Raw genomic sequence first — 23,797 nt, forward strand, 5'->3', positions numbered from 1 at the left:
CTGCGTCAAATTGCTGGGAAAACGCACGCACTGGGCCCTCCCGACTCAGCCCGCACCCGATGTCCGCCTCCGACGCTGGTGGGCGCCTGTCCTATCGGAGTCAAAGGAATCCGTCAGCCACGCAGAAACGTCACGAACCCGTTGCTGCTTAGGAGCCCCCCGGTCGCTTCGCCCGAGTTAGCCACGCGGCCTCAGGGCGCCGACGACACTGTCGGGATTTTGCGTATTCATCCACCTCATCGCGCATCGGCAACGTGTCATGCCGTCCAGCCATGTGTTCGCTGTAGTTGTGTAGGCAAGTATTCAGCGGGCGGTGCGCAGCACGCCGGCCAGCGCCGACTCCGTCTGCCGGGCGTACCCGCCGCCGAACAGCGCCACGTGGGCGAGCAGCGGATACAGCTGGTGCAGAGCGGTGCGGTCCCGCCACCCGTCGTGCAGCGGACGCACCGACCGGTAGCCCGCGAGCACCTCGCCCAGATGCGGGCAGCCGAACAGGTCGAGCATCGCGAGGTCGGTCTCTCGGTGGCCGCCGTGGGCAGCGGGATCGATCAGCACCACACCGTCCGGGGTCCACATCAGGTTCCCGCTCCACAGATCTCCGTGCAGACGGGCCGGTGCGTCATCGTCGTCGAACCGCCCCGCGCGGCATGCGTCGCGGACCTCCTCCAGGGCGTCGCGCGCCGTGGCGCTCAGCCGTGGCGCGGCGTGCTCCGCCATCGGACCGAGTCGCTCGTCGGCGTAGAACTCGCCCCAGCTGCGGTGCCCCGTCAACGACATCGGCAGCGGTTGATGCAGCGGCCCGAAGAACCCCGGCCCGTCCCAACCATCCGGGCCCGAACCGAACGCGTCGGCGCCGGCATCGTGGGTCACGGCCAGCCGCGCCCCGAACTCCGCCGCCGCCCGTGGTGTCGGCGATGCGGTGGCCAGGCGCGTGAGCGTCAATGAGGCGGCGTCCCAACCGATCACGGGCACACACGCCGCACCACCGGCCGCCGCGAGCCACCGCAGCCCCGCCGCCTCGCACGCGAAGAAGTTCGGTGGCGCGGCGGGATTGCGCTTCACGAATTCGGTCACGCCGGCGCCGCGCGCCCGAAGCGGAAGATCGCCATCGCGGTCGCCACCACACCGCCGGCCAGCGCGATCACCGGGGCGACCGTCACCAGGGACAGCGTGGCTCCGACAACTGCGCCCGCGCACATCGTGAGCACCACCCCGTAGCGCAGCTTTTCCCGATCACCACTGCCCCCGGCCAGTCTGCTGTCGAAGCCGAGCCCGACGATCGTCTGGGTCAGCACCGTGGTGCTCAGCTCCTGTATCCCGAACTGGCGCGCCGTCGCGTTCTGGATCCCGAAAACCACTGCGAGACCGGCGATCAGGATCAGCTTCGTATCGTCGTGGTAGTCGAGCACCCCGGAGCCGGCCAGGACCGCCAGCACCAGGAGTGCCACTACTTCGACGCTCAACGCGGTGGTCAGCCAGCGGCGCGGGTGAGGGCCGAGATGGCGGGCCAGCCGGCCTCCGACCACCGCGCCCGCCACGAAGCTGAGGAACGCGACCAGCGCCGCGGTCAGATCCACGCCCGAGTGCGGGACGAACCAGAAGCCGAGGAAGATCACGTTGCCGGTCATGTTGGCCACGAAGACGTGGCCGAGGACCAGGACACTGATCGCGTCGACCAGACCCGTCGCGAACGTCAGCAGCAGTAACGCGGTGACGGTCAACCGGTTCGAGACCGGTGAGCGGACGGCCATGGCGGAGTGCCGACGCTAGATCTGCGGTGTGAGATCCAGCTTGGTCACCGCGTTCATCCCGGTGATCAGCCAGTCCGAGCCGTCGCGCTCCATGGTCAACCGGTAGGACAGGTAGCGCAGCGACGGCACGTTCTTGCTCACTGGGCTGGTCGACACCGAGTTCGTGTACACCAGGGCGGTGGCCTCCGTCGGCGTGAGGCTCTCGACGGCCGTGCCCATCACCTGCGTCTGATTCGTCACCTTCGCCTGCTGGTTCGTCGACACGATCGCGTCGATGTACCGGCGATACTCCGTGGCGAAATCGCCTGCGAGATAACGCGACGAGCGGTCGGGCAGCGACGCCATGTCGTCCGGGGTGTAGCTCCACAGGGTGGTGATGGCTTCGGCCGCCGTGCGGGCGATGTCCAGTTTCGTGTCGACAGCGGCGCGGTCGGCAAGATACGGCTGGAGGGTGGCGCCGGCGAATGCGGCCGCCCCGACGAAGAGCACCGACGCGGCGGCGGCCGCAGTCAACAGCCGCTTGCCCGCCGGACGGTGCGGAACGAGGACCGGTTCCGGTTGCGGTTCCGTCTCAGCGGTTTCCGACTCGGGCTCGGTGGGGTCGGCTTCAGGCTCGGTGGGGTCGGACTCGGTGACTTCGCGCTCGGTGGCGGGGGGCTCAGCGACATCCTGCTCGGTCTCCAGGCCGGACACCGGGGCCGGCTTCGGCGTCCGACGCGACTTGCCCGTCGGTACCCGCGGCGCGGGCTCCTCGGGCACCACCGTGTCGGCAGCGGCTTCGACCTTCGGATCAGGCTGGGGCGCAACGGTTTTGTTGCGCCGGAACGACCACCGCCGCTTGCGCTGGGGATCGGTGGTCAGATCACCTGAATCAGCTGGCTGATCTTCCACTGCTGTCCCTCCTGAGTCGTGGTCGCCACCCAACGGTTGCCGCTCTCGATCGTCTGCTTACCGTCCGGTGTCTTCGATGTCGTCGTGGTGGCCACCAGCACGTCGACGCTGCCGTTGTCGTTCCAGCGCTGCACGCCGGCCTCGACCACTTTGCCCTCCGTGGGTTCGGCGCGGGCCACCTGGATCACGATCTCGTTCATCTTCTCTTTGAACATCTTCGCGAAGTCGCCGGTGCCCTGCGCCAGCACACGGTCGGCGTAGGCGTTGGCGTTGAACGGGTCCAGCGTGGTGTAGGTCGTCATGAAGCTCCGCACGTAATCCAGTGCGGCGGCGTCGCGCAGTTCGGCGCGCCGGTCGGTTTCATGTGAAACCAGCATGAACGTGCTCCAACCCACCGCCGCGGCGAGCAGCACCCCCGCCAGCGCGGCGATCAGCGGCAGACCCCACCGGCGCGGCGGCCTCGGCGACACCGCGAAGAAGTCCTTTTCGTCGGCGTCGACTCTGCGGCGCGGGCTCACTGACCACCTCCCTGCATCGCCGGTGCCTTGAGCACCGCCAGGCTGTCGACACGCCAGTTGTCACCGATCTTGTCGAAGTCCACGCGCACCGTCGCGGTGATGAACTTCAGGTCCTCGGCCTTGGTGCCGCGCTGCCCCTGCATCGCGAGCAGCATCGCCGCCTCGTTCTTCGACGACGACAGCACGGCGCTGCTGACCGCCCAGTATTCGTTGGTGGTCGCCCCGGCCTTGCGCGCGACGTCCTGCTGCGCCACCAACTGCGGCCGGTAGGCCTCGGTGGTCAGCGACTGCGCCCGGCTGAAGTCCTCGTCCATGGTCTCCACGCCGAAGCTCAGCATCTGCTCGACGATCCGCGGCCCCTGCTCGGCGATCTGTGCCCGCGACTGGTCGAGCGCCTGTTCCTGCCGGTAGACCGTCAGGTAGGTCACGGCCACCGCGACGGCGGCCACCACGACGACACCGATCAGCACCTTGGCGGTGAACCGGCGCATATCGCGCTCCGGGCGTACGACGGGGCGCGCCTCGGTGCGCACCAGCAGGTCCGCGAAGGTGCGGTTGCGCCGGTCCCACAGCGGCCACAGCCATCCGACGAAGAGGCCCGCGGTGTCGAGGAGGTGCGCCAGTTCGCGCAGCAGCAGTCGGCCCAGCCCGGCCTCGCCGCCGTCGCGCCGCACCACGCGGATCCCGACCAGCGCGCGGCCCAGCGTCCAACCGGTCAGCGAAGGCACCAGCACCCGGTTGACGATCACCGCGAGCAGCGCCAGTACGGCCACCGCCGTCAGCACCCACCACGACCACCCGATCCGCGGGCCCGCCAGGAACCACGGCGCGGTCGTCGCGACCACGGCCAGGCCCGGCAGCACGTCGACCGCGAGGGCGCCCGCCCGCACGTGCCACCTGGCGAGCGGCTCGGCGGGCACCGTCTCGGCGATCGGGGCCTCCGGCGGCGCGTCGACGACCGCCGTCATGAGGTCACCTGGTCGAGTTTGGCGACTTTGTACGCGCCTTCGTCGGGAGCCATCTGGACCCGGAGGCGATATCCCTGCTCCTGGTCGGCGGCCTCGGAGTTGGTCACCTTGACCCGCACCGCGACCAGCACGTCGATGGACCCGTCGTCGTTGTGCTTCTCCACCGCCGCGCGCATGTCGGACACCTGCACCTGCACGTTGGCGGCACGGTAGGCGTCGACGAGCAGCCCGCCGTACAACCCGGCCTGTACGCCGAAGTCGCCCGTCGAGCACTCGAGGATCTTGGCCTGGCTCTCGGTCATCGCCGCCGCGTCCGGAGCGTGGGTGGCTGCCACGCAGTCCCGCGCGGCCGCCAGGGCGGCGGCCTCGTTCGACGCGAGTTCCGCGCTGTCCTGGTGCGACCGCATCGCCAGGTATCCGCCGACGCCGGCACCGGCGCCGAGCAGCAGGAGCACGAGGCAGATCGCCGCCAGCCATCCGCGGCCCAGGCGCGGCGGGCGCCGCCCGTCGTCCCCGGTCAGCACACCGGTGTGCGCCTCGGGGCTGTCCTCGACGGGGGATTCGGTTGTGGGGTTGGCTGGGTCGTCTGAAGATACTGCTACCGACTGGTCCGGCGTTTCCTCAGCATCGGTGGGGTTCAGCTGGCGGGTGCCAGCATCTCCTTCCATCCGTCGTCTCCTGGGTTGCTCGAATTGCTGACGTTGTACTTGACGCCGTCAGGTCCGACCACCTCGCCACTGGCTGGGTTGTACACAGCGGTTCCCGGTGGTCCTGGTGCCGGAGTGTAGATGCAGGGGTTGGGCTGCTGTCCACTGCACTGGACGCGGCCCTGCCCCGGCGGGCTCAACGGGTCGCTGACCGGCGACGGCGGCTGCGGGAGCTGATCGGCGGGCAGCGGGTTCATCCCGTTGTTGATCGACGGGGCGGGGATCACGCCGTTGCGGCCCGGGTGCACCGGCTGGTTGCAGCGGGCACCGGCGGCCGGGCAGTCGCGGATCTGATTCGGATCGCCGTACCAGGGGTTGGTGCCCAGCGGCACGTACGGTTCGTCGCTGCGGCACTCCTTCGGCGTCGCCGCCCGCTTACCCGGCACGTCGGCGCACGGATAGTTGCGCGCACCGCGGACGACGTTGGCCTGGAAGTCCTTCGGGATCTTGCAGTAGGTGCCCGACGGCAGCTCTTTCATGCTGGTGTCGGCCGGCGCACGCCACTCCGATGCGGGCAGGAACCCGGTCAGACACGGCGGCGGCTGGTTGATCGACAGACCGAAGTGCAGCAGGCCCTCGCCCTCGAAGATCGTGCCCGCCTGCGCGACCGACGCGCCCTGCGGCAGCACCACCAGGGCCTGTTCCAGGCCCTTGTTGTAGCGCTTGAGCATGTCGATGACCACGGCCAGATTGGCCAGCGTCTGCGGCAACGAGTCCCGCACGCCGCTGAACACCGCGTTGAGCTGGTCGGCGGTCGGCGCGGCCTGCTGCAGCCCGCTGCGCAGTGCGGCGTCCTGTTCGGCCGACTGGGCCGCCAGGATGTTCAGGTTGCGCGACCACTGCGCGATGTTGTCGCCGGAGTTCACCTGGCTCTCCAGGATCGGCGCCGAATTCGCGATGATGTCGTTGACCGGACCCAGGTTGTCCTTGAAGTCCTGGGCGATCAACGTGGTGGAGTCCACCAGCCGCTGCAACGACGGGCCGAGGCCGCCGACCGCGTCCGCGGTCTCGGTGAGCAGCGCGTCGATCTTCTCCCTGGGCAGCACGGCAAGGCCCTCGTTGGCCGCATCGAGTGCGGGTCCCACCTCGCTGGGCACCGTGCTCTTGGTGATGGTCTGCCCGTCGCTGAAGTACTGGCCCGGGTTGCCGGTCGACACCAGGTCGAGGTACTGCTCACCGATGGCCGAGACCGAGTGCACGTTGGCGCTCGCATCGACCGGGATCCTGTACCGGTTGTCGATGCTCATCGTCGCCTTGGCGGCGCGCTCGGTGGGCTCGACCGCGGTGACCTTGCCGATCGTCGTGCCGCGGTAGGTGACGTTGGCGGTTGAGTAGAGGCCGCCCGACCTCGGCAGTTCGGCGTGCAGCGTGTACTGCCCGATCCCGACCAGGCTGGGCACCCGCAGGTAATACCAGCCGAGCACCGCGAGCGCGATCACCGTCAGCACCGTGAAGATGATCAGCTGGATCTTGATGAAGCGAGTCAGCACCGCTCACTCACCCCTTTCGACCAGCGGTCCGTTCGGTGCGCTGTGCGCGTTCGGCGTGAAGCGCACGTCCGGGATCATTGTCGCCGGGTCGCGGCCCCACGACTGTTCGAGCGCGCGGGCCATACCCGACACACCGGTGCCGGACAGGAAAGCGTTATCGAGGGCCGACAACGTCAGGTCCACGTTCAGCGACACGTTGATGTAGTCCCCGCGCACCACCTTCGGGATGTTCTCGATGCTGAACGGGGCGGTCAGCATCAGCTTGAGCGCACCGATCAGGTACGGCGACGACCTGGCCAACTGCTTGAGCGGACGCTGCAGGTTCTGCAGGTTGGTGTTCAGGGGGTCCTGGGCCTGGCCGAGGTAGGTGTCGGCCGCGCGGCTGATGCGGCCCACCGCGATCACGGCGTCGGCGAACAGATCCCGCGTCTCGGCGAAGTGCTCGATCAGCGGCGGGAACTCGGTGAGCACACGGTCGAGGGTGTCGTTGCGGCTCGCCACGATGTTGAGCAACCGGTTCGTCGAGTCGATGGCGCGGGTGAGGTCTTCACGCTGCTGGTTGAGCTCGTCGGTGAACACGTCGAGCCGGCCGAGGAACTCGCGGATCTGCTCCGCCCGCCCGGTCAGCAGGTTGTTCACCTCGGTCTGGATCACCTCGAGGTTGGGGATGCCTCCGCCGCGCAGGATCGTCGCGATGCTGGCGAGCACCCGCTCGGTGGTGGGGAACGCCGAGGCGTTCTTCAGCGGGATGGTGTCCCCGTCGCGAAGCGGCTCCGACGACGGATCCGGTGGTGCCTCCAGCTCGACGTGCTGGGACCCCAGGAGGCTGGTCTGACCGATCTTGGCCAGCGCGTTGGACGGCAGTTCGACACCCGGCTGGATGCCCAGCTTGAGGGTTGCGACCCAGTTCTTCAGCTCGATCGCGCGGACGGTCCCGACGAAGACGTCGGCCACCCGGACCCGGCTGTTGACGTTGAGCGCCAACGTGTCCGGCATCTGGACGTACACCGTCATGGCATCGCCGCCGGTGCCCGGACCGCCGGGCAACGGCACGTTCGCGATGCCCTTCCACGAACCGCACGACGTCAGCACCACCGCGGCCACGGCGAGCGCGACCGTGCGGGTGGCGAGACGACGGATCCTGTGCTTCATCACGGCGCTCCTGCTTCAGCGGGCAACGGCGGGCCTGCCGGTGCGGGTGCCTGCGCGGCGGGCGCGGGTCCTGGCGCCGGACCCGACAGCGGGGAGCCCCCGGGGTCGCCCGGGATGACACCCGGGGCGGGTGCGGGCGGCGGGCCGGGTTGCGGGTACCACGGCGGCGGCAACGGATTGCGTTCGTCGAAGGCGTTCGGCGGGCCGGGCAGGTTGCCGTCGCGCGTGGTGCCGAACGCGGGCGGTGCACCCGGGATCGGCGCGTCGGGTCCGCCGAGCAGCGCGGCCAGCGACTGCGGCGTCAGCATGTTCGCGGTGAACGGCTGCACGTCGACGCCCTGCATCCCCGGGGCGACGACCCAGCCGGGCTCGTGGTTGCCGTGGGAGAACAACGTGTCGCGGGAGAAGATGCCGGGCACCGTGGTGTCCTTGTATCCCGGCGGCGGGCGCAGCCGGTCCTCGGAGTAGGCGATCATCTTCGGCAACGTCATGGCCGTGCTGATCTGGTTCAACCCGAACGGCGGGAAGTTGAACTTCAGCGCATCGAGGATCGGCGCCAGGTACTGCGCGCACAGTTCCGCCGACTCCTGGTAGCCCAGCCGGCTGCCCGCCTGGATCGCACTGCAGATGAACTGCATCGGGTTGGCCATGCCGTTGATGACCGGCACACCGACGATGCCGCCGTTGACCGGTGAGCTGATGTTGAGGATGTTGCCGCCCAGGTTCGGTAACACGTGCAGACCCGTTTCCAGACCGTCGAGCGGTTCGGGCTGCAGGATCGCGTTGGTCACGTCGGCGAGGTTGTTGATGTCCTTGGTCAGGACCTCACTGTTCTCGTCGAGGAACCCGCGCGTGGTGGTGAGCAGCTCGTTGAGGTCCTGCAGCGCGGTCGCCAGCTCGCGGTCGGTGTTGGTGAACGAGTTGGTGAACTGCGCCAGGTCGTCATTGAGGGCGACGAACTGCTGATCGCTGCGGTAGAGCGCGTTGACGAACAACGCGAGGCTCTTGACCACGCTGAAGAAGTCACCGCGGCCCTCGTTGAGGGTGGTCAGCGCCTCCGAGAGGCTGTTCAACGTCGTGTTGATCTGCTTTCCCTTGCCGGACAGACCGTCGGCGAAGGACTCGATCACGTCACCGAACGGACCCTTGGGCTGGTCCGGCGTGGGGCCGAGGTCGGTGAGGATGCGGTCGAGCGAGTCACGCAGCTCGTCGTACTCGACGGGCACCTGGGTGCGGTCGATCGGGATGACCGCGTCATCCTCCATGACCGGGCCGCCCGTGTACGGCGGGGCCAGCTGAATGGTGCGCGAGGCCACCAGGCTCGGGTTGAGGATCGACGCGGTGGCGTTCGCGGGCACCTTGTACTTCGACTCGTAGCTGAAGGTCACCTTCATCTTGTCGCCCGCCGGTTCGATCTTGTCGATCGTGCCGACCCGCACACCCATGATCTGCACCTTGTCGCCGGGGTACAGCGCCAGGGTGTCGGAGAAGTACGCCACGACGGTGTTCGTGGACAGCCTCTTGTACAGCTGCCAGCCCGCGAACGCGGCCACCAGCGCCAGCACCACGACAAGCGTGCCGATGATCACCGAAGCGCGTGACAACGTCGGCATCTTCATGTTCCGCACGTTGAAGATCGTTGACATTGATCAGGCCCCCGTCATTGTTGAGATCCCGGCGGGAGGAACGGTGGATTGCCCGGCAGCGGACCCGTCTGGGCGGGCGACAGCTGCTGGCCCGGCCCCGGCGGCGGCGGCGGACCCGGCAGCGCCGGCGGCGGCGGCACGTTGTTCACCTGACCGCCTACGGCCGTCGGACCGGGGAACGGTCCCGGCGGCTCGTTGCGCGCACCCGGCGGGGCCGGCGGCAGCGGCACGGGCGTACCCGGCACCACGGGCGCCTGCTGACCCGGCACCCCGGAACTGGCGACGCCGGGAGTGGGCAACATGCCGTTCGGGTTCGGCTCCGACGTCGCCACGTTGGGCCGGCCGTGGTAGTTCGGACCGTAGGGATTGTCGCCGAACGGGCCGACGCTCAGGTCCGCACACGGCAGCGGATTGCCCGGTGTGGGCAGGCCGTCGGCCGGCGGGGTGTAGGAACATGGGTCGCCCCTCGGCACCGCGGGATTCGGGTACTCCGGAGTGCCCTGCAGGGTCGCCGGCGCAGGCGGCGGCGCACCGTTGGGCTGACGCACCCCGTTCGGATCCGGGAACTGGTAGGCCGGCAGACCGGCGTCACGCCAGAACTTCTGCGGGTCGATGCCGCGCTTCTTGAACGCCGCGTCGACGTACGGCTGCAGGATCCAGTAGGGCGCCAGGTTGACCAGCATGACCTTGAAGTACGGGCCGGACGCGAAGGCCTCGGCCAGCGATGCGGTGAACTTGCTCAGCGTGGTCAGCACGTCGACCAGGTCGAATTTGCGCTCGACGAGGATGTCGCTGATCACGCGCAGCTGCTCGAGCACCCTGTTGAGGTTCGGGTTGTCGTCGATGAAGCCCTCGACCTGCTCCGAGAACGCCGACACCCGCTCCAGCAGCTGGCCGACGGCGTAGCTGCGCTCGTTGATCGCGGCCAGCAGGGTCTGCGCGTTGACCAGCAGCGCATTCACCTGACCGCTGCGCTCACCCAGCACCCCGGCGATCTTGTTGGCATTGGCCAGCAGCTGTTTGAGCTGCTCGTCGCGCTTACCGATGGTGTCGGAGAAGCGGGCCACCCCGTCGAGCGCCGCGCTCAGGTGCGGATAGGTCTGGTCGATCGTCTCCGACAGCACATTGAGCGACTCGCGCACCGATGTGGTGTCCCAGCCGGATGCCGACTTGGTGAGGTCGAAGAACGCGTCGTAGATCTGGTACGGCGTGGTCGTCTGCCCCAGCGGCAGAATTCCGTTCGCCTCCAGCGCAGTCGACCCACGCGGCTCGATCTCGATGTTCTTGCGGCCCAGAATCGTATCCGTGCGAATCGCCGCGCGGCTGTCACTGCCGATCTGCGTACCGCCCAGCGTGAAGCCGACGACGACCTTGTCGCCCTCGATCTCGGTCTTGAGCACCTCGCCGACGTCGACGCCGGCGATGCGGACCTTGTCGCCGGGGTTGATGCCGCCGGTGTCGCCGAACTGCGCGAAGTACCTCGGCTTGGCGAACAGCATAGGCACGCTGGCGAAGCTCTGTCCGACCCCGACGACGAGCACCAGGATGATGATGCCCATCAACCCGCCGCGGAGGCGGTTCGATCCCTCGAGCGTTCTCATTGCGGAGTGCACCTACCCGTGGGCTGACCCCACACCTTGACGGTGCGCACCGGCCCGCCCGGCTGCAGGCCATTGAGCTTGAGCGTCACGTCGCAGGCGTAGAAGTTGAAGAAGTCGCCGTACACGCCGCCGGCGCGGCCGATGATCTTCAACGCGTTCGGCAACCGGACGAGGATGTCATTGAGCTGACCCTTCTGCTCGACCAGCGGCTGCTGGGTGGCCTCCAGGTAGCCGACCGTGTCCTGCAGCAGCGGCCGGTTCTCGGCGAGCAGGTCGGCCACGGTGCCCGCGGCGTCGCTGATGTCGGCGACCGACGACGCGATCGGGTCGGCGCGGTTCTTCAAACCGGTGATGAGCCGCTCGAAGTTCACCAGCGTTTCGTCGAACTGCTCCTGGTGCCTGACGGTGGTGTCGAGCACGGTGTTGAGGTTGCGGATCACCTCACCGATCGCCTGGTCTCGATCGGCCAGCGCCGACGTCAGCGACGCGGTCTGGTCGAGGATGTCGTTGATGGTGCCGCCCTGCCCCTGGAATACCGTGATGATCGACCTGGCGATGTTGTTGACCTTCTCCGGGTCGAGCGCCCGGAACAGCGGGCGGAAACCGCCGATGAGCGCGTCGAGGTCCAGCGCGGGTTCGGTGCGCTCGACCGGGATGGTGCCGCCGGAGGGCATCTTCCGATCGCTGTCGCCGCGCTTGAGTTCGAGGTAGCGGTCGCCGATCAGGTTCAGGTAGCGCACCGACGCGGTGGACTCGTCGAACAGGGGCAGGGACCGGTCGACCTTGAAGTCGACCTTGACCCGGCTGCCCCCTTCGATCAGCTCGATCTTGGAGACCTTGCCGACCTCGACGCCGGAGGCGCGGACGAACTGGCCGGGCCGCAGGCCGCTGACATTGGTGAAGATCGCCGAGTAGCCGGTGGTGCGATCGAAACGCATCTGACCGAACACCACGATGATGATCGCGGTGAACAGCAGCAGCACCAGCGAGAAGGCGCCGAGTTTGAGTGCGGTACCGGTGATTTTCATGGGTTGATCGTGTTCTCCCCGATCTGGCGTCCCCAGACGTATTCGATGGCGATCGGTTGACCGAGTTCGAGATGGTTGTACGGCGCAAGGGAGGCGCCTGTGTCGAGGACCAGGTACGGCGCGGGCCACAGATCCCGGGTGATGGGCTGCCAGCAGCCGGGCCGCCCCTCCGGACCACCCTTGGCGTTCACGCGCGGCAGGTTGTCCGGGTACACGTACGGGTTGCCCGCGCCGAGGGCCTCGGAGTGGGTGTTGAGCGAATAGCCGTTCCCGCCCAGCGACGACGAGATCTTCGGCTCCACGTCGTGGAAGTTGCGGATCGTGCAGAACAGCGCGGGGCTGTACTCGTCGAGCAGCGCACTCGTCGGGATGAGGTCCTCCGCACCGCGGACCAGGTAGGGACCACCACGTTCGAACACCTCACCGCCGGTGTTGCCGAAGCCGACCGCCGCGATGAGCGCCTGATCGAGGTTGCCGCGCTGTTCGTTGAGCGTGCGGGCCGTGGTCACCGCATTCTCCAGCCCGTCGAACAGATCGGGGGCGGCGTTGGCGTACACCTCGCCGAGGTCGGCCAGCCCGCGGACGTCCCGTCGGATCTGCGGCATCTGCGGGTTGAGGTCGGCCAGGATCGCGTTGCCGTTGACGATCGACTCGCCGAAGCGGTCGCCGAGGCCGTCCAGGGCCTGCGCGGTCGCGGTCAGGGTCTGGTTCAGCTTGACCGGGTCCACCTTCTCCGCCACCGACACGACGGTCTCGAACAGCGTGTTGAACTCCGTCGTCACGCTGGTCACGTCGATGACGTCGGTGGACTTGATCCGCTGCGGGACCGGGTCGGGCGGCGTGGTGAACGAGACGTACTTGTTGCCGAACACCGTGGTCGCCGAGATGTCCGCAAGCACGTTCGCCGGGATCAGCTGCATGTACTTCGTGTCGACCTCGAGCGTGATCCTGGCCCGGGGATCGTTGCCGACGCTGACCGCGTTGACCTCGGCGACGCGGCCGATCTCCACACCGTTGTAGGTGACCTTGGTGCCGGGGTCGAGGTTCAGGCCGGCGCGGGCGGCCATCATGGTCAGCTTCTCGCGCGAAGCGAAGTCGCCGCGGAACTGAAACCACACCACCGTCGCGACGACGGCGAAGACGAGCAGCAGAACGAGTCCGGCGAGCTTGTAAGGAGGCTTGCGCGGATTGTTGACCGGCGCTTGGGGAGAGCTCATCGCTACACCGTGAGGTTGAAGTTCGGGTCGGTGCCGTACAGCGCCAACGAGGCCAACAGGACCACCAGCACGATCGCGATCAGCGAAGCCCGCATCGACCGGCCGACCGCCTCACCGACGCCCACCGGGCCGCCGCTGGCGAAGTAGCCGTAGTAGCAGTGGTTGAGCATGACGATGATCGAGATGACGATCGCCTGCACGAACGACCACGCGACGTCGTCGGGTCGTAGGAACGTTCGGAAGTAGTGCTCGTAGGTGCCGGTCGACTGCCCGTAGAAAAGCGTCGTGGTGACCTGCGCTGACAGGAAGCTCATGATGATCGCCATCGCGTACAGCGGGATGATCACGATGAAGCCGGCCATGATGCGGGTGGAGACGAGGTACGAGATGGACTTGATGCCCATCACCTCGAGGGCGTCGATCTCCTCGCTGATGCGCATGGCGCCGAGTTCGGCGGTCGCCCCCGCGCCGACGGTGGCTGCCAGCGCCTGACCGGACACCACGGGTGCGGCGATACGCACGTTGACCAGTGCGGCGAAGAAGCCGGTGAACGCCTCCACACCGATGTTGCCCAGGGAGGCGAAGCCCTGGATGGCGATCAGCGAGCCACCGGAGAGGGTGACGAAACCGACGATCGCGACGGTGCCGCCGATGACGGCCATCGCGCCGGTGCCCATGCCGATCTCGGCGATCAGCCGGAGCACTTCCTTGCGGTAGTACCGCAGCGCGTGGCCGATCGAGCCGACGGCGGTGACGACGAACCAGGCGACGTGGCCGACGCTGTCCAGACCGCGCGACGGCGCGGCGACGAGCTTCTCGGCCCGGGCGTAGCCACGGGGGAAGCGCTGCCGGAGGACGGTTCCGGTGCTGGTGTTCGCCTGAGATGTGGTTGCCATGTCAGCGCCCCGTTCCGAACCGCACGCCGATGGTCGTCAGCACGACGTTGACCGCGAACAGCGCGACCACGCAGAGGACCAGGGTCTCGTTCACGCCGGTGCCGACGCCCTTGGCGCCGCCGCCGACGGTCAGGCCGCGGTAGCAGCCGACCAGGCCGGCGATCAGGCCGAACGTGGTGGCCTTGACGACCGAGATCAGCACCTCGGGCAGGCCGGTCACCAGCGTCAGCGTGGAGACGTAGGCGCCCGCCGAGACGTTCTGGATGTAGACGCCGAAGATGAAGCCGCCGACCAGGCCGATCGTGATGACCGCGCCGTTGAGCAGCAGCGCGACGAAGGTGGAGGCGACGACGCGCGGGACCACCAGGCGGTGGATCGGGTCGATGCCGAGCACCTCGAGGGCGTCGATCTCCTCGCGGATGGTGCGGGCGCCGAGGTCGGCGCAGATCGCGGTGGAGCCCGCACCGGCCACCACCAGCACCGTGACCAACGGTCCGAGCTGGGTGACCGCGCCGAGCGCGGCACCGGCACCGGAGACGTCGGCGGCGCCGAACTCCGCGAGCAGGATGTTCAGCGTGAAGATGATCAGCACGGTCAGCGGGACGGACACCGCGACCGTGGGCAGGAAGGACACCCGGAACAGGAACCAGGCCTGCAGGATGAACTCGCGCCATTGGAAGGGCGGCCGGAACAGCGCCTTGCCGGTGAGCACGCACATGCGCACGAAGCCGCCGACGGCCTCGAGCCCGGGCCTCACCTGATCGCGTACGTATCCTGTCAGCCCGCCACTGGAGGCGGTCACGAGTGCGCTCCCATGCCGGAACCGTCAAACCCGTGGCGCAACGGCAGAACCTGTCGCACGCCGCCTCCTTGCCCCATCCCGACCCTAGTGACGACTGTCTCCCTACTCACAAGTAGTAAGTGAGACCACAGGACTGTACCCGATGGTTTCGCGACCGTGTACCGCATCGGCCGGATTGGGCACCTAACCGTTAGCAAACCCGTCTCCATCAGCTAACTGTCCGACCGAGCGCCCGAAGGCGTTGCGGCAGTGGAACTTTCGCCAGCGTCAATCGGCTGGTTGCCGGCGTAGCGCTGCCGTAGCTCCGTTTTGAGGACCTTGCCCGCAGGGTTGCGGGGGAGCGCCTCGACGATCTCGAGGGCCTTCGGATGTTTGTACCGGGCAAGCCGCTCGGTCAGGAAATCGTCGAGATCGGCCAGCGACAGCCCCTGCTGCCTCCCCGCGGGGTCCACGGCGACGACGGCGACCGGGACCTCACCCCACTTCTCGTGGGGCCGTCCGATGACGGCCACCTCGGCGATGGCGGGGTGCGCGGCGAGCACGTTCTCGATCTCGGCGCAGTAGATGTTCTCCCCGCCGGAGATGATCATGTCCTTCTTGCGGTCGACGACCCAGATGTAGCCCTCCTCGTCCTGGCGGACCAGGTCGCCGGAGTGGAACCAGCCGCCCGCGAACGCCTCGGCGGTGGCTTTCGGGTTGTTCCAGTAGCCGGCCATCAGGGTCGGCGCGCGGTAGACGATCTCGCCGACCTGACCGATCGGCACGTCGTTCATGTCCTCGTCGACGATGCGCGCGGAGACCGTGGGGATGACCTTGCCCACGGAGCCGAGTTTGCGCAGTGCGTCCTCGCCCAGGAGCATGCAGGTCACCGGAGACATCTCCGTCTGGCCGAACGCGGCGAGGATCTGCGCGCCGGGGAACGTCTCGGCCATGTCGCGCAGCAGGGTGTCCGATGCCGGGGCGGCGCCCCAGGACAGCACCCGCAGCTTGAGGTCGCGCGGATTGGCCCGCTGCGCCGCGCACACCGCCTGCCACTGAGCGGGGACCAGGAAGATGCCGGTCACCTGTTCTTCGGCGAGCACGTCGAGCAGGGCGCCGGGGTCGAACGCGCCCAGCGGGTAGAGGACGGTCGGCCGGCCGAGGAGCAGGCCGACGATCATGTTGCCGATCCCGGCGATGTGGAACAGCGGGACGCCGATGAAGCCGACGTCGTGGTTGAGGTCCACACCGTTGGTGAAGAGGAATGTCATCGCCTGCCCGGCGATGTTGACGTGGGTGAGGACCGCGCCCTTCGGGCGCCCGGTCGTGCCCGAGGTGTACATGATCAGCGCGGGCGAATCGTTGGGGATGTCGACCGGGGCGGGCGCCTCACCGGGTTCGGCGATCAGGTCGTCATAACCCAGGACCGGTTTATCGGAGGCGGACTCGGTGGCGCCGCCGGCGACGATCACGGTCTCGAGCGTGGGATCGAGGTCTCGGACGGCTGTGGCGACGGGGGCCAGGACGGCTTCGGTGACGACCACCCGGGCGGCGCAGTCGCTGACCAGGAACGCGATCTCGGGCGGGGTCATGCGGAAGTTCACGGGCACGGCGATCGCGCCGAGTTTGTTGGCCGCGAGGAACGACTCGATGAACTCGGTGCGGTTGAGCATGAGGATGAGCACCCGGTCGCCGAAGCCGATGCCGCGGCGGCTCAGGGCGCCGGCGAGCTTGGTGACGCGCTGGTCGAGCTCGCCCCAGGTGGTGGTCCGGCCCATGAAGCGCAGCGCGGTGGCCCCGGGCTGCATCAGGGCGTGGCGAGAGAGCTGGTTGGTCCAGTTCTGCCTGCGTGCGAGATACGGCTGCTCAGAGGCGCTGGGCTCGGGGGTCAACGGCGGTGGCTCCATCGTCTCGGGGTTGCGTGTCGTTGATATTTGATCAAACATTGGATGGCCTCGGTCACACTATGGCCTCGGCGGCTCGTGGACAACCCTCGCTTGATCCCGCCCGAGAACCGGAGAGCATCGTGAACGCGCCCGTGAGATCACGTCCGGCGAAGCGGCGTACCAGCCGTCGTGAACAGCTCTCCGATGAGGTGGCGGCGCATCTGCGCGCGGAGATCATGACCGGGGCGCTGCGGCCGGGGACGTTCATCCGGCTCGACGAGACCGCCGCGCAGTTGGGGGTGAGCATCACGCCGGTGCGCGAGGCACTGCGCACGCTGCGCGGTGAGGGGATGGTGCAGCTCGAACCGCACCGCGGACATGTCGTGGTGCCGATGACGCGTGGCGACATCGAGGACATCTTCTGGCTGCAGGCGACGATCGCGGAGAAACTGGCGTTGTCGGCGGCCGAGCGCTTCACCGAACCGCAGATCCAGGAACTCGAACGGTTGAACGATGCGCTGGCCGAGGCGGTGGCACACCACGATCCCGAGGAGGTGGCGTTCGCCGAGTTCGCGTTCCACCGCGCGTTCAACCACGCCTCCGGCCGGATCAAGTTGGCGTGGTTCCTTCTCCATGTGGCGCGGTACCTGCCGCCGCTGCTGTACGCGACGGATCCGAGCTGGGGCGCCGAAGCGGTGGCCAGTCACCGGGAGTTGATCGCGGCGCTGCGGCGCCGGGACGCGGACACGGTGGTCCGATTGACGACCGGACAGTTCATCGACGGTGCACAGCGGCTGATCGCGCGGCTGGAGCAGATCGGGCTCTGGGACGAGAAGGTGCGGTGACTCTGCGGTGAGGGCGGAGAAGTACGAGTGGCCCGCGCCCTGGATGCAGAGTCGACGCGGCTAGGCGCTACCCGCGCTCAACTGTTCGGCCCGGGCCTTGAGGTTGTCGGCCAGATAGTCCAGCGTCTCCCCGATCGCCTTCTTCACCATCGGCTTCGGGATCGCGAGCTTCGTCTCGACGTCCATGTCGACGGTCAGCAGCGACGTCGCCCCGATCGGCACCACCGAGAACCTCTGCTCCTGCTTCTCGAAGTGGTCGCCCTGCTGCAGCATCGTGAAGATCTGGTTCTCCGCGGGGTAGTACACCGCCGTGATGAACGTGCCGGCCTGGCCCTGCACCTCGACGTCGAGTCGCAACTGGCTGGGGCGTCCATCGTCGTAACGCGCGAGGATCCAGCATCCTTTGATCTCCGGGTTCCACTCCGGGAACCTCTCGAAGTCGGCGACGATCGCCATGATCGCCTCGGCGGGCGCATCGACCTCGACGGTCTTGCTCACGATCGGCATCGGACGAGCATATCGACTACTCCACCCGCGCCTTCTCCAGCAGCGACCTGATCGCCTCCGGTATCGGGACGGGACGCCGGTTCTCCCGGTCGACGTACACGTGCACCCAGTGCCCGACGGCGGCGACCTCCGTCGCGTCCCGCTCGAACAAGGCCAACCGGTAGGTGACGCTGCTGTTGCCGAGCCGCGTCACCGCCAGCCCCACCACCAGCGGGTCGGGGAACTTCAGCTCCGCGAAGTACTGGCAGCCCGATTCCGCCACCACGCCCAGCCACGGCGCGGTCACCGGGTCGATGCCCACCGTGGTGTTGATCCACCCGTTGATCGCGGTGTCGAACAGCGCGTAATAGACGGCGTTGTTGAGGTGACCGAACATGTCGTTGTCGGTCCACCGGGTCAGCACCGGCCAGTGCACGGGGAAGTCGGGGCCGGTCGGCCGGCGTTCAGTGTGGGCGGGCATGGTGTCAGTTTCGCAGTCGGGGCAGTCTGGTGAGCATGACGATGACGATCCGCGGCGCCGTCCTCGAGGAGATCGGCCGGCCGCGACCCTTCACCGAGTCCGCACCGCTGTCGGTCTCCGAGTTGCAGCTCGACCCGCCCGGCCCCGACGAACTGCTCATCCGCATCGAGGCCGCGGGACTGTGCCACTCGGACCTGTCGGTCGTCGACGGCAACCGGGTGCGGCCGGTTCCCATGCTGCTCGGCCACGAAGCCGCCGGTGTCGTCGAAGAGGTTGGTCCCGGCGGTTCGGACCTCGCGATCGGGCAGCGCGTCGTCATGACGTTCCTGCCCCGATGCGGCCACTGCGCGGCGTGCGCCACCGACGGCCTGACCCCCTGCGAACCCGGCACCGCCGCCAACAGCGCGGGCACCCTCATGCACGGCGACATCCGGCTGCACCGCGACGGTCAACCCGTGCACCACCACCTCGGCGTCTCCGGATTCGCCACCCACGCGGTGGTGGACCGGCATTCGGTGGTGCCCGTCGACGCCGAGGTGCCGCCGGTGGTCGCCTCCCTGCTGGGCTGCGCGGTGCTCACCGGCGGCGGCGCGGTGCTCAACGTCGGTAAACCGCGACCCGGTCAGACCGTGATGGTCGTGGGGCTCGGCGGCGTCGGGATGGCGGCGATGATCACCGCCATGGCCTACGACGGCGTGGACGTCGTCGGAATCGACCAGCTGGAGGACAAACTCGACCGCGCCCGCTCGATGGGCATCAACGCCGCCTACACCCCCGAGGAGGCCGCCGAACGCAACGTCAAGGCCGACGTGGTGATCGAAGCGGTCGGGCACCCCGCCGCGCTGGAGACCGCGGTCGCGCACACCGCCCCCGGCGGCCGCACGATCACCGTCGGCCTCCCCCGACCGGACGCACGAGTTACGCTGTCGCCGTTGAGATTCGTCGCCGAGGGCCGATCCCTGATCGGCAGCTACCTGGGTTCGGCGGTGCCTGCGCGAGACATCCCACGCTTCGTGGAACTGTGGCGGAACGGGCGACTTCCGGTGGAAACCCTTGTCTCGTCGACGATCTCGCTCGACGACATCAACAGTGGCATGGACCGCCTCGCCGAGGGCAAGGCGGTCCGCCAGGTGATCGAGTTCGACTAGCGGCCTTCGCCGTCGGCGCCGACACCGGCCAGGACGGGCGGCTGTCCGCCGGGCGTCGCGATGCCGTTGCGGCGGAACGCCGCCACGACCAGTGCTCGCATCCGGCGGCCCACCTCGAACTGCTTGCCCGGCAGTGTGCGCGCGACCATCCGCAGGTTGACGCTGTCGACCTCGATGCTCTCCACACCCATCAGCGACGGCTCGTCGAGCAGCAGATCGGGCAGATCGCCGTCACGCATCGCGGCGGCCGAGACCTCGCGCAGCACCTCGTTGACGTGGTTGATGTCCTCGGACTTGGGCACCGGGATGTCGACCACCGCGCGGGCCCAATCCTTCGACAGGTTCAGCGATTTCACGATTTGACCATTGGGGACGGTGAACATCTCGCCGTCACCGGTGCGCAGTTTGGTGACCCGCAGCGTGACGTCTTCGACCGTGCCCCGGGCGTTTCCGCCACCGTTGACGGTCAGGTCGACCAGATCGCCGAAACCGTACTGCTTCTCGGTGATGATGAAGAACCCGCTGAGCAGATCCTGGACGATGCGCTGGGCGCCGAAACCGATCGCGGCACCGAGCACCGCGGCAGGCGCCACCAGCGAGCCGACCGGCAGGCCGAGCTGATTGGCGATGTCCACGCCGACCACCACGTACAGCACGGCGATAGCGACCGACGAGATCACCGATGCGACCGCCTGGCGGTGCTTGACCGTCTCCGAACGAACCATCGCGTCACCGCTGTCGGCCTGGTTGAGGCGTCGGCTGATCCGGCCCGCGACCCAGCGGATGAGCCGGGTGGTGACCACCGCGAAGACCAGGACCAGCACGATGTGCAGGCCCTTCGTGGCCAGCCACTGACCGACGCCACCCTGCCAGAAGGTGTCCCAGGCGCCGGCCGCGTTCACGTGTGTGAGCGTTGAAGTGTCCATATGGCCCAACGCGTTCCCGCTCCCCGCGGGTGGTCAAACGGGCCCGTCGGTGTTACCTGATTCACACGAGGGTCAGAACCAGGCGTCGCGCATCTCCAACGTGGTGCGGTCCAGGCGCTCGAGCAGGTCCAGTTGCGGTCCCACCCTGGGCAGTTCGTACCGGTAGAAGAACCGCGCCGCCTGCCGTTTGCCGTCATAGAAGTCGCCGGTGCGGCCGGCTGCGGCGAGGAACTGCTCGAGCCACATCCACGCGATCACGATGTGGCCGAACGCCTCGAGGTAGACCACGCTGTTGGCCATCGCCGCCTCGATGTCCCCGGAGCTGAACATCGCGGTCGTGACGGTGACCAGGCGCTGCCACCGGGCGTCGAGCTCGGCGGCCAGCGAGGCGGCCTCTCCGCCGATGTCACCGGCGGCGGCGACCGTCGCGCCGATCGCCGAGCCCACGGCCTGCAGGCTCGCGCCCTCGCGCTGGATGACCTTGCGGCCGAGCAGGTCGAGGGACTGGATGCCGTGGGTGCCCTCGTGGATCGGGTTGAGCCGGTTGTCGCGGTAATGCTGTTCGACGTCGTATTCGCGGGTGTAGCCGTAGCCGCCGTGCACCTGGATCGCCAGGTTGTTGGCTTCCAGACACCACTGCGACGGCCAGCTCTTGGCGACGGGCGTGAGGATGTCGAGCAGGTCCTGGTTGTCGCCGAGGTCGACCAGCCGCGCGCAGTACAGCGCGAGCGCCAGCGCACCCTCGACGTAGGACTTCTGCGCCAGCAGCATCCGCTTGACGTCGGCGTGCTCGATGATCGGCACCTGCGGGGTGGCCGGATCCTTCGCCGTCACCGGCCTGCCCTGCGGGCGTTCCCTGGCGTACTGCAGCGACTTCAGGTAGCCGGTGTAGCCGAGGGCGACCGCCCCCATGCCGACGCCGAGCCGGGCCTCGTTCATCATCCGGAACATGTAGGTGATGCCGCGGTGCGGTTCGCCGACCAGATAGCCGACAGCACCGGGTTCGCCGCCCGGGGTGAACACGCCCTCGCCGAAGTTGAGCACGGTGTTGGTGATGCCGCGCTGACCCATCTTGTGGTTCAGCCCGGCCAGCACCACGTCGTTGCGCTCACCCACCGACCCGTCGGCGCCGACCAGGTACTTGGGCACGATGAACAGTGAGATGCCCTTGGTGCCGGGCGGTCCGCCGGGGATCTTGGCCAGCACGAGGTTGACGATGTTCTCGGTGATCTCGTGTTCGGCGCCCGAGATCCACATCTTCGACCCGAACAGCCGGTAGGTGCCGTCGTCCCGGGGTTCCGCGCGGGTGGTGATGTCGGCCAGCGATGATCCGGCCTGGGTCTCCGAGAGCGCCATCGTCCCGGAGAAGCGGCCGGAGAGCATCGGCCGCAGGAATCTGTCGATCTGCTCGTCGGTGCCGAACTCGGCCAGCAGGTTCGCGTTGGCGATCGTGAGCATCACGTAGCCCGACGTCGCCAGGTTGGCCGCCGCGATCCAGGCGAACGCGGCCTGGGCGACCGACGCCGGCAGTTGGGCGCCGCCGAGTGCGGCGTCCAACTCCATGCCCAGCAGGTCGGCAGCGGCGAACGCATCCCATGCCTCTTTGACCTCGGGGATCAGCGTGACCGTCTGGCCGTCGAATGTCGGTTCGTGGGCGTCGCTCTTCTTGTTGTGCGGGGCGAAGTACCGCTCCGCGAGCTGTTCGCACAGGTCGAGCACGCCGGTGAAGGTGTCGTGGGAGTGCTCGGCGAAACGCGGCCGCTGCGTCAGGTCGTCGACCCGTAACCACTCGAAGAGCAGGAAGTCCAGGTCGCGGCGCGACAGCAGCGTCGATTTCATCGGATCGTGCTCACACCGCCGTCGACGGGGATCACCGCGCCGGTGACGTAGGCGCTGGCACGGCTGGCGAGGAACACCGCGATGCCGGCCATGTCGTCGGGTCTGCCGACGCGGCCGAGCGGCAGCGCCGCGCCGACGGCCTCTTCACCCGCCGACAGCAGCACCTTGGTCATCCGCGACGGGAACAGGCCGGGGGCGATCGCGTTGACCAGGATGTGCGGCGCGAGTTCGGTCGCCAGGTGTTTGGTCAGCATGTGCACCGCGGCCTTGCTCGCCGCGTAGGAGAAGTTGTCGCGGCCGCGTTCGGGCGTGTGGAACCCGTCGACGCTGCCGGTGTTGACCACCCGGGCCGGGTCGTCGTCGGCGGCACCGGCGCGCAGCATCGGCACGAGCGCGCGGGTCAGTAGGAACACCCCTTTGACATTGACGTCGAAGACCCGGTCGAATCCCGATTCCGGAAATTCGTCGAACGGCGCACCCCAGTTCGCGCCCGCGTTGTTGAACAGCGCGTGCAGCGCGTCCTCGCGGGCGGCGAGCGCGTCGGTCAGCGTCTGCACGCCGTCGGCGGTACCGAGGTCGGCGGGCACCGCCTCGACGCGGCCGAGCGGCGACAGTTCGGCGACCGCGGCGGTCAGTTCGGCCTCCTTGCGGCTGGACAGGTACACCGAGGCGCCGGCCTGCAGCAGGCCGCGGGCGATCATCACGCCGATTCCGCGTCCGCCGCCGGTCACCACCGCGACCTTGCCGTCGAGCCGGAACAGCTCAGTCATGGGCGGCACCGGCCCGCACGTCGACGCCGAGCGGCGATTCGGTGCGCACGGTCTCGTCACGGATCAGCCCGCGCAGCAGCGCGGTGCTGAACTCCTCGGCGATCTCCTGGGCGGTGCGCCGCCCCTGGGGACGCAGCCAACGGTATGCGCCGAGCGTCATCCCGATGTAGCCCAGCGCCAGCACGTGGGAGTCGCACTCGTGGAACTCGCCGCTGGCGATGCCCCGGTCGATCACGTCGCGGACGTGCTCGTAGACCTGGGTCTCCTTCTCGCGGATGTACTCCACCTGCTCCTCTGTGAACCACTCGCTGATGTAGGGGCCCTCCTGGAAGTACACCGCGGCCCGTTCGATGTCGCTGGCGATCCCGACGAGCAACCGGCGGGTGAAGTGGTAGATCGTCTCGCGCGCCGAGGCCGTCGGGTCGTCGTGCAGGGCGTCGACGGTGAAGTCGGCGGCGCCCTTGTAGATGTCGTAGAGGATCAGCGACTTGCTGGCGTAGTAGTGGTACACGGTGGCCTTGTTCAGGCCAACGGCGTCGGCGACGTCGTCCATACGGGTGCCGTGGTAGCCACGCGCTGCGAACAGCTTGGTGGCGACTCGCAGCAGTTCGTCGCGCCGAGTCGACCCGTTCGGCGGGGCTTCGGGGGACATGGCAACTCACTATCGACGGGCCCGCCGGAGCAGGCATCTATCAACTGGCTGGTTGGTCAGTCTATGGCAATGCCGCCGAGCCCTGTCCACGTCCGGCGCCGTCGGTCTAGACTGCCAT

General features: G+C 68.2%; 23 protein-coding genes. 2 read left to right on the forward strand and 21 right to left on the reverse strand.

The window, feature by feature from the left end; genetic code table 11:
• Nucleotides 1-303: 303 nt before the first annotated feature.
• The 15 genes from G6N30_RS20160 to fadD5 form a co-directional block, all read right to left on the reverse strand.
• Nucleotides 304-1,074: a fructosamine kinase family protein gene (locus tag G6N30_RS20160; protein WP_134058446.1), complete on the reverse strand. Its 771-nt coding sequence runs from the start codon at nt 1,072-1,074 to the stop codon at nt 304-306.
• The gene (locus tag G6N30_RS20165; protein WP_134058449.1) at nt 1,071-1,751 is read right to left on the reverse strand and encodes a YoaK family protein; all 681 of its coding nucleotides are present in this window, start codon (nt 1,749-1,751) and stop codon (nt 1,071-1,073) included. Before G6N30_RS20165 ends, G6N30_RS20160 begins: the two co-directional genes overlap by 4 nt.
• Before the next feature lie 15 nt (nt 1,752-1,766).
• The gene (locus G6N30_RS20170; protein WP_134058452.1) at nt 1,767-2,642 is read right to left on the reverse strand and encodes a mammalian cell entry protein; all 876 of its coding nucleotides are present in this window, start codon (nt 2,640-2,642) and stop codon (nt 1,767-1,769) included.
• The gene (locus G6N30_RS20175; protein WP_134058455.1) at nt 2,609-3,160 is read right to left on the reverse strand and encodes an Rv1363c family protein; all 552 of its coding nucleotides are present in this window, start codon (nt 3,158-3,160) and stop codon (nt 2,609-2,611) included. Before G6N30_RS20175 ends, G6N30_RS20170 begins: the two co-directional genes overlap by 34 nt.
• On the reverse strand, nt 3,157-4,128 hold the full coding sequence (locus G6N30_RS20180; RefSeq protein WP_134058458.1) for an RDD family protein: 972 nt from the start codon (nt 4,126-4,128) through the stop codon (nt 3,157-3,159). Before G6N30_RS20180 ends, G6N30_RS20175 begins: the two co-directional genes overlap by 4 nt.
• Nucleotides 4,125-4,796, reverse strand: a complete 672-nt coding sequence (locus tag G6N30_RS20185; protein ID WP_059097312.1) for an Rv1363c family protein — start codon at nt 4,794-4,796, stop codon at nt 4,125-4,127. The genes G6N30_RS20180 and G6N30_RS20185 overlap by 4 nt, the downstream gene beginning before the upstream one ends.
• Nucleotides 4,766-6,325: a virulence factor Mce family protein gene (locus G6N30_RS20190; protein ID WP_059097313.1), complete on the reverse strand. Its 1,560-nt coding sequence runs from the start codon at nt 6,323-6,325 to the stop codon at nt 4,766-4,768. The genes G6N30_RS20185 and G6N30_RS20190 overlap by 31 nt, the downstream gene beginning before the upstream one ends.
• A 3-nt stretch (nt 6,326-6,328) precedes the next feature.
• Nucleotides 6,329-7,477, reverse strand: a complete 1,149-nt coding sequence (locus G6N30_RS20195; RefSeq protein ID WP_059097314.1) for a virulence factor Mce family protein — start codon at nt 7,475-7,477, stop codon at nt 6,329-6,331.
• On the reverse strand, nt 7,477-9,123 hold the full coding sequence (locus G6N30_RS20200; protein ID WP_134058461.1) for a virulence factor Mce family protein: 1,647 nt from the start codon (nt 9,121-9,123) through the stop codon (nt 7,477-7,479). The genes G6N30_RS20195 and G6N30_RS20200 overlap by 1 nt, the downstream gene beginning before the upstream one ends.
• Nucleotides 9,124-9,137: 14 nt before the next feature.
• Nucleotides 9,138-10,724: a virulence factor Mce family protein gene (locus tag G6N30_RS20205; RefSeq protein WP_059088704.1), complete on the reverse strand. Its 1,587-nt coding sequence runs from the start codon at nt 10,722-10,724 to the stop codon at nt 9,138-9,140.
• Entirely contained in the window at nt 10,721-11,752 is a 1,032-nt protein-coding gene (locus G6N30_RS20210) for a virulence factor Mce family protein (RefSeq protein WP_059097316.1), read from the reverse strand. Before G6N30_RS20210 ends, G6N30_RS20205 begins: the two co-directional genes overlap by 4 nt.
• Nucleotides 11,749-12,969 carry an MCE family protein gene (locus G6N30_RS20215; protein WP_134058464.1) on the reverse strand — a complete coding sequence of 407 codons (1,221 nt, stop codon included), beginning with the start codon at nt 12,967-12,969 and terminating at the stop codon, nt 11,749-11,751. The genes G6N30_RS20210 and G6N30_RS20215 overlap by 4 nt, the downstream gene beginning before the upstream one ends.
• A gap of 2 nt (nt 12,970-12,971) precedes the next feature.
• Nucleotides 12,972-13,865, reverse strand: a complete 894-nt coding sequence (locus G6N30_RS20220) for an MlaE family ABC transporter permease (RefSeq protein WP_134058467.1) — start codon at nt 13,863-13,865, stop codon at nt 12,972-12,974.
• A 1-nt stretch (nt 13,866) separates the two neighbouring features.
• Nucleotides 13,867-14,667 (reverse strand): MlaE family ABC transporter permease, encoded by an 801-nt coding sequence (locus G6N30_RS20225; RefSeq protein ID WP_134058469.1) that lies wholly within the window; start codon nt 14,665-14,667, stop codon nt 13,867-13,869.
• A 212-nt stretch (nt 14,668-14,879) separates the two neighbouring features.
• Entirely contained in the window at nt 14,880-16,553 is a 1,674-nt protein-coding gene (fadD5, locus tag G6N30_RS20230) for a fatty-acid--CoA ligase FadD5 (RefSeq protein ID WP_163687699.1), read from the reverse strand.
• A 119-nt stretch (nt 16,554-16,672) separates the two neighbouring features.
• Between fadD5 and G6N30_RS20235 the strand changes: the two genes are divergently transcribed.
• Nucleotides 16,673-17,377, forward strand: a complete 705-nt coding sequence (locus tag G6N30_RS20235) for a GntR family transcriptional regulator (RefSeq protein WP_234880281.1) — start codon at nt 16,673-16,675, stop codon at nt 17,375-17,377.
• A gap of 60 nt (nt 17,378-17,437) precedes the next feature.
• On the opposite strand, the gene G6N30_RS20240 is transcribed toward G6N30_RS20235, so the two are convergent.
• On the reverse strand, nt 17,438-17,884 hold the full coding sequence (locus G6N30_RS20240) for an SRPBCC family protein (protein ID WP_134058475.1): 447 nt from the start codon (nt 17,882-17,884) through the stop codon (nt 17,438-17,440).
• Nucleotides 17,885-17,900: 16 nt separating this feature from the next.
• Nucleotides 17,901-18,344, reverse strand: a complete 444-nt coding sequence (locus G6N30_RS20245; RefSeq protein WP_134058478.1) for an acyl-CoA thioesterase — start codon at nt 18,342-18,344, stop codon at nt 17,901-17,903.
• 41 nt (nt 18,345-18,385) lie between these two features.
• Between G6N30_RS20245 and G6N30_RS20250 the strand changes: the two genes are divergently transcribed.
• Nucleotides 18,386-19,492: an alcohol dehydrogenase catalytic domain-containing protein gene (locus G6N30_RS20250; protein WP_134059276.1), complete on the forward strand. Its 1,107-nt coding sequence runs from the start codon at nt 18,386-18,388 to the stop codon at nt 19,490-19,492.
• Here G6N30_RS20250 and G6N30_RS20255 read toward each other — a convergent pair.
• From G6N30_RS20255 to G6N30_RS20270, 4 genes are all read right to left on the reverse strand, one after another.
• Nucleotides 19,489-20,418: a mechanosensitive ion channel family protein gene (locus tag G6N30_RS20255; RefSeq protein ID WP_134058481.1), complete on the reverse strand. Its 930-nt coding sequence runs from the start codon at nt 20,416-20,418 to the stop codon at nt 19,489-19,491. The two genes, G6N30_RS20250 and G6N30_RS20255, sit on opposite strands and share 4 nt — an antisense overlap.
• Before the next feature lie 72 nt (nt 20,419-20,490).
• Entirely contained in the window at nt 20,491-22,257 is a 1,767-nt protein-coding gene (locus G6N30_RS20260) for an acyl-CoA dehydrogenase (RefSeq protein ID WP_134058484.1), read from the reverse strand.
• Nucleotides 22,254-23,027, reverse strand: a complete 774-nt coding sequence (locus G6N30_RS20265; protein WP_134058487.1) for an SDR family oxidoreductase — start codon at nt 23,025-23,027, stop codon at nt 22,254-22,256. The genes G6N30_RS20260 and G6N30_RS20265 overlap by 4 nt, the downstream gene beginning before the upstream one ends.
• The gene (locus G6N30_RS20270; RefSeq protein ID WP_134058490.1) at nt 23,020-23,679 is read right to left on the reverse strand and encodes a TetR/AcrR family transcriptional regulator; all 660 of its coding nucleotides are present in this window, start codon (nt 23,677-23,679) and stop codon (nt 23,020-23,022) included. The genes G6N30_RS20265 and G6N30_RS20270 overlap by 8 nt, the downstream gene beginning before the upstream one ends.
• Nucleotides 23,680-23,797 lie beyond the last annotated feature (118 nt).

This window comes from Mycolicibacterium litorale, from assembly GCF_010731695.1.
Lineage (GTDB): Bacteria > Actinomycetota > Actinomycetes > Mycobacteriales > Mycobacteriaceae > Mycobacterium > Mycobacterium litorale.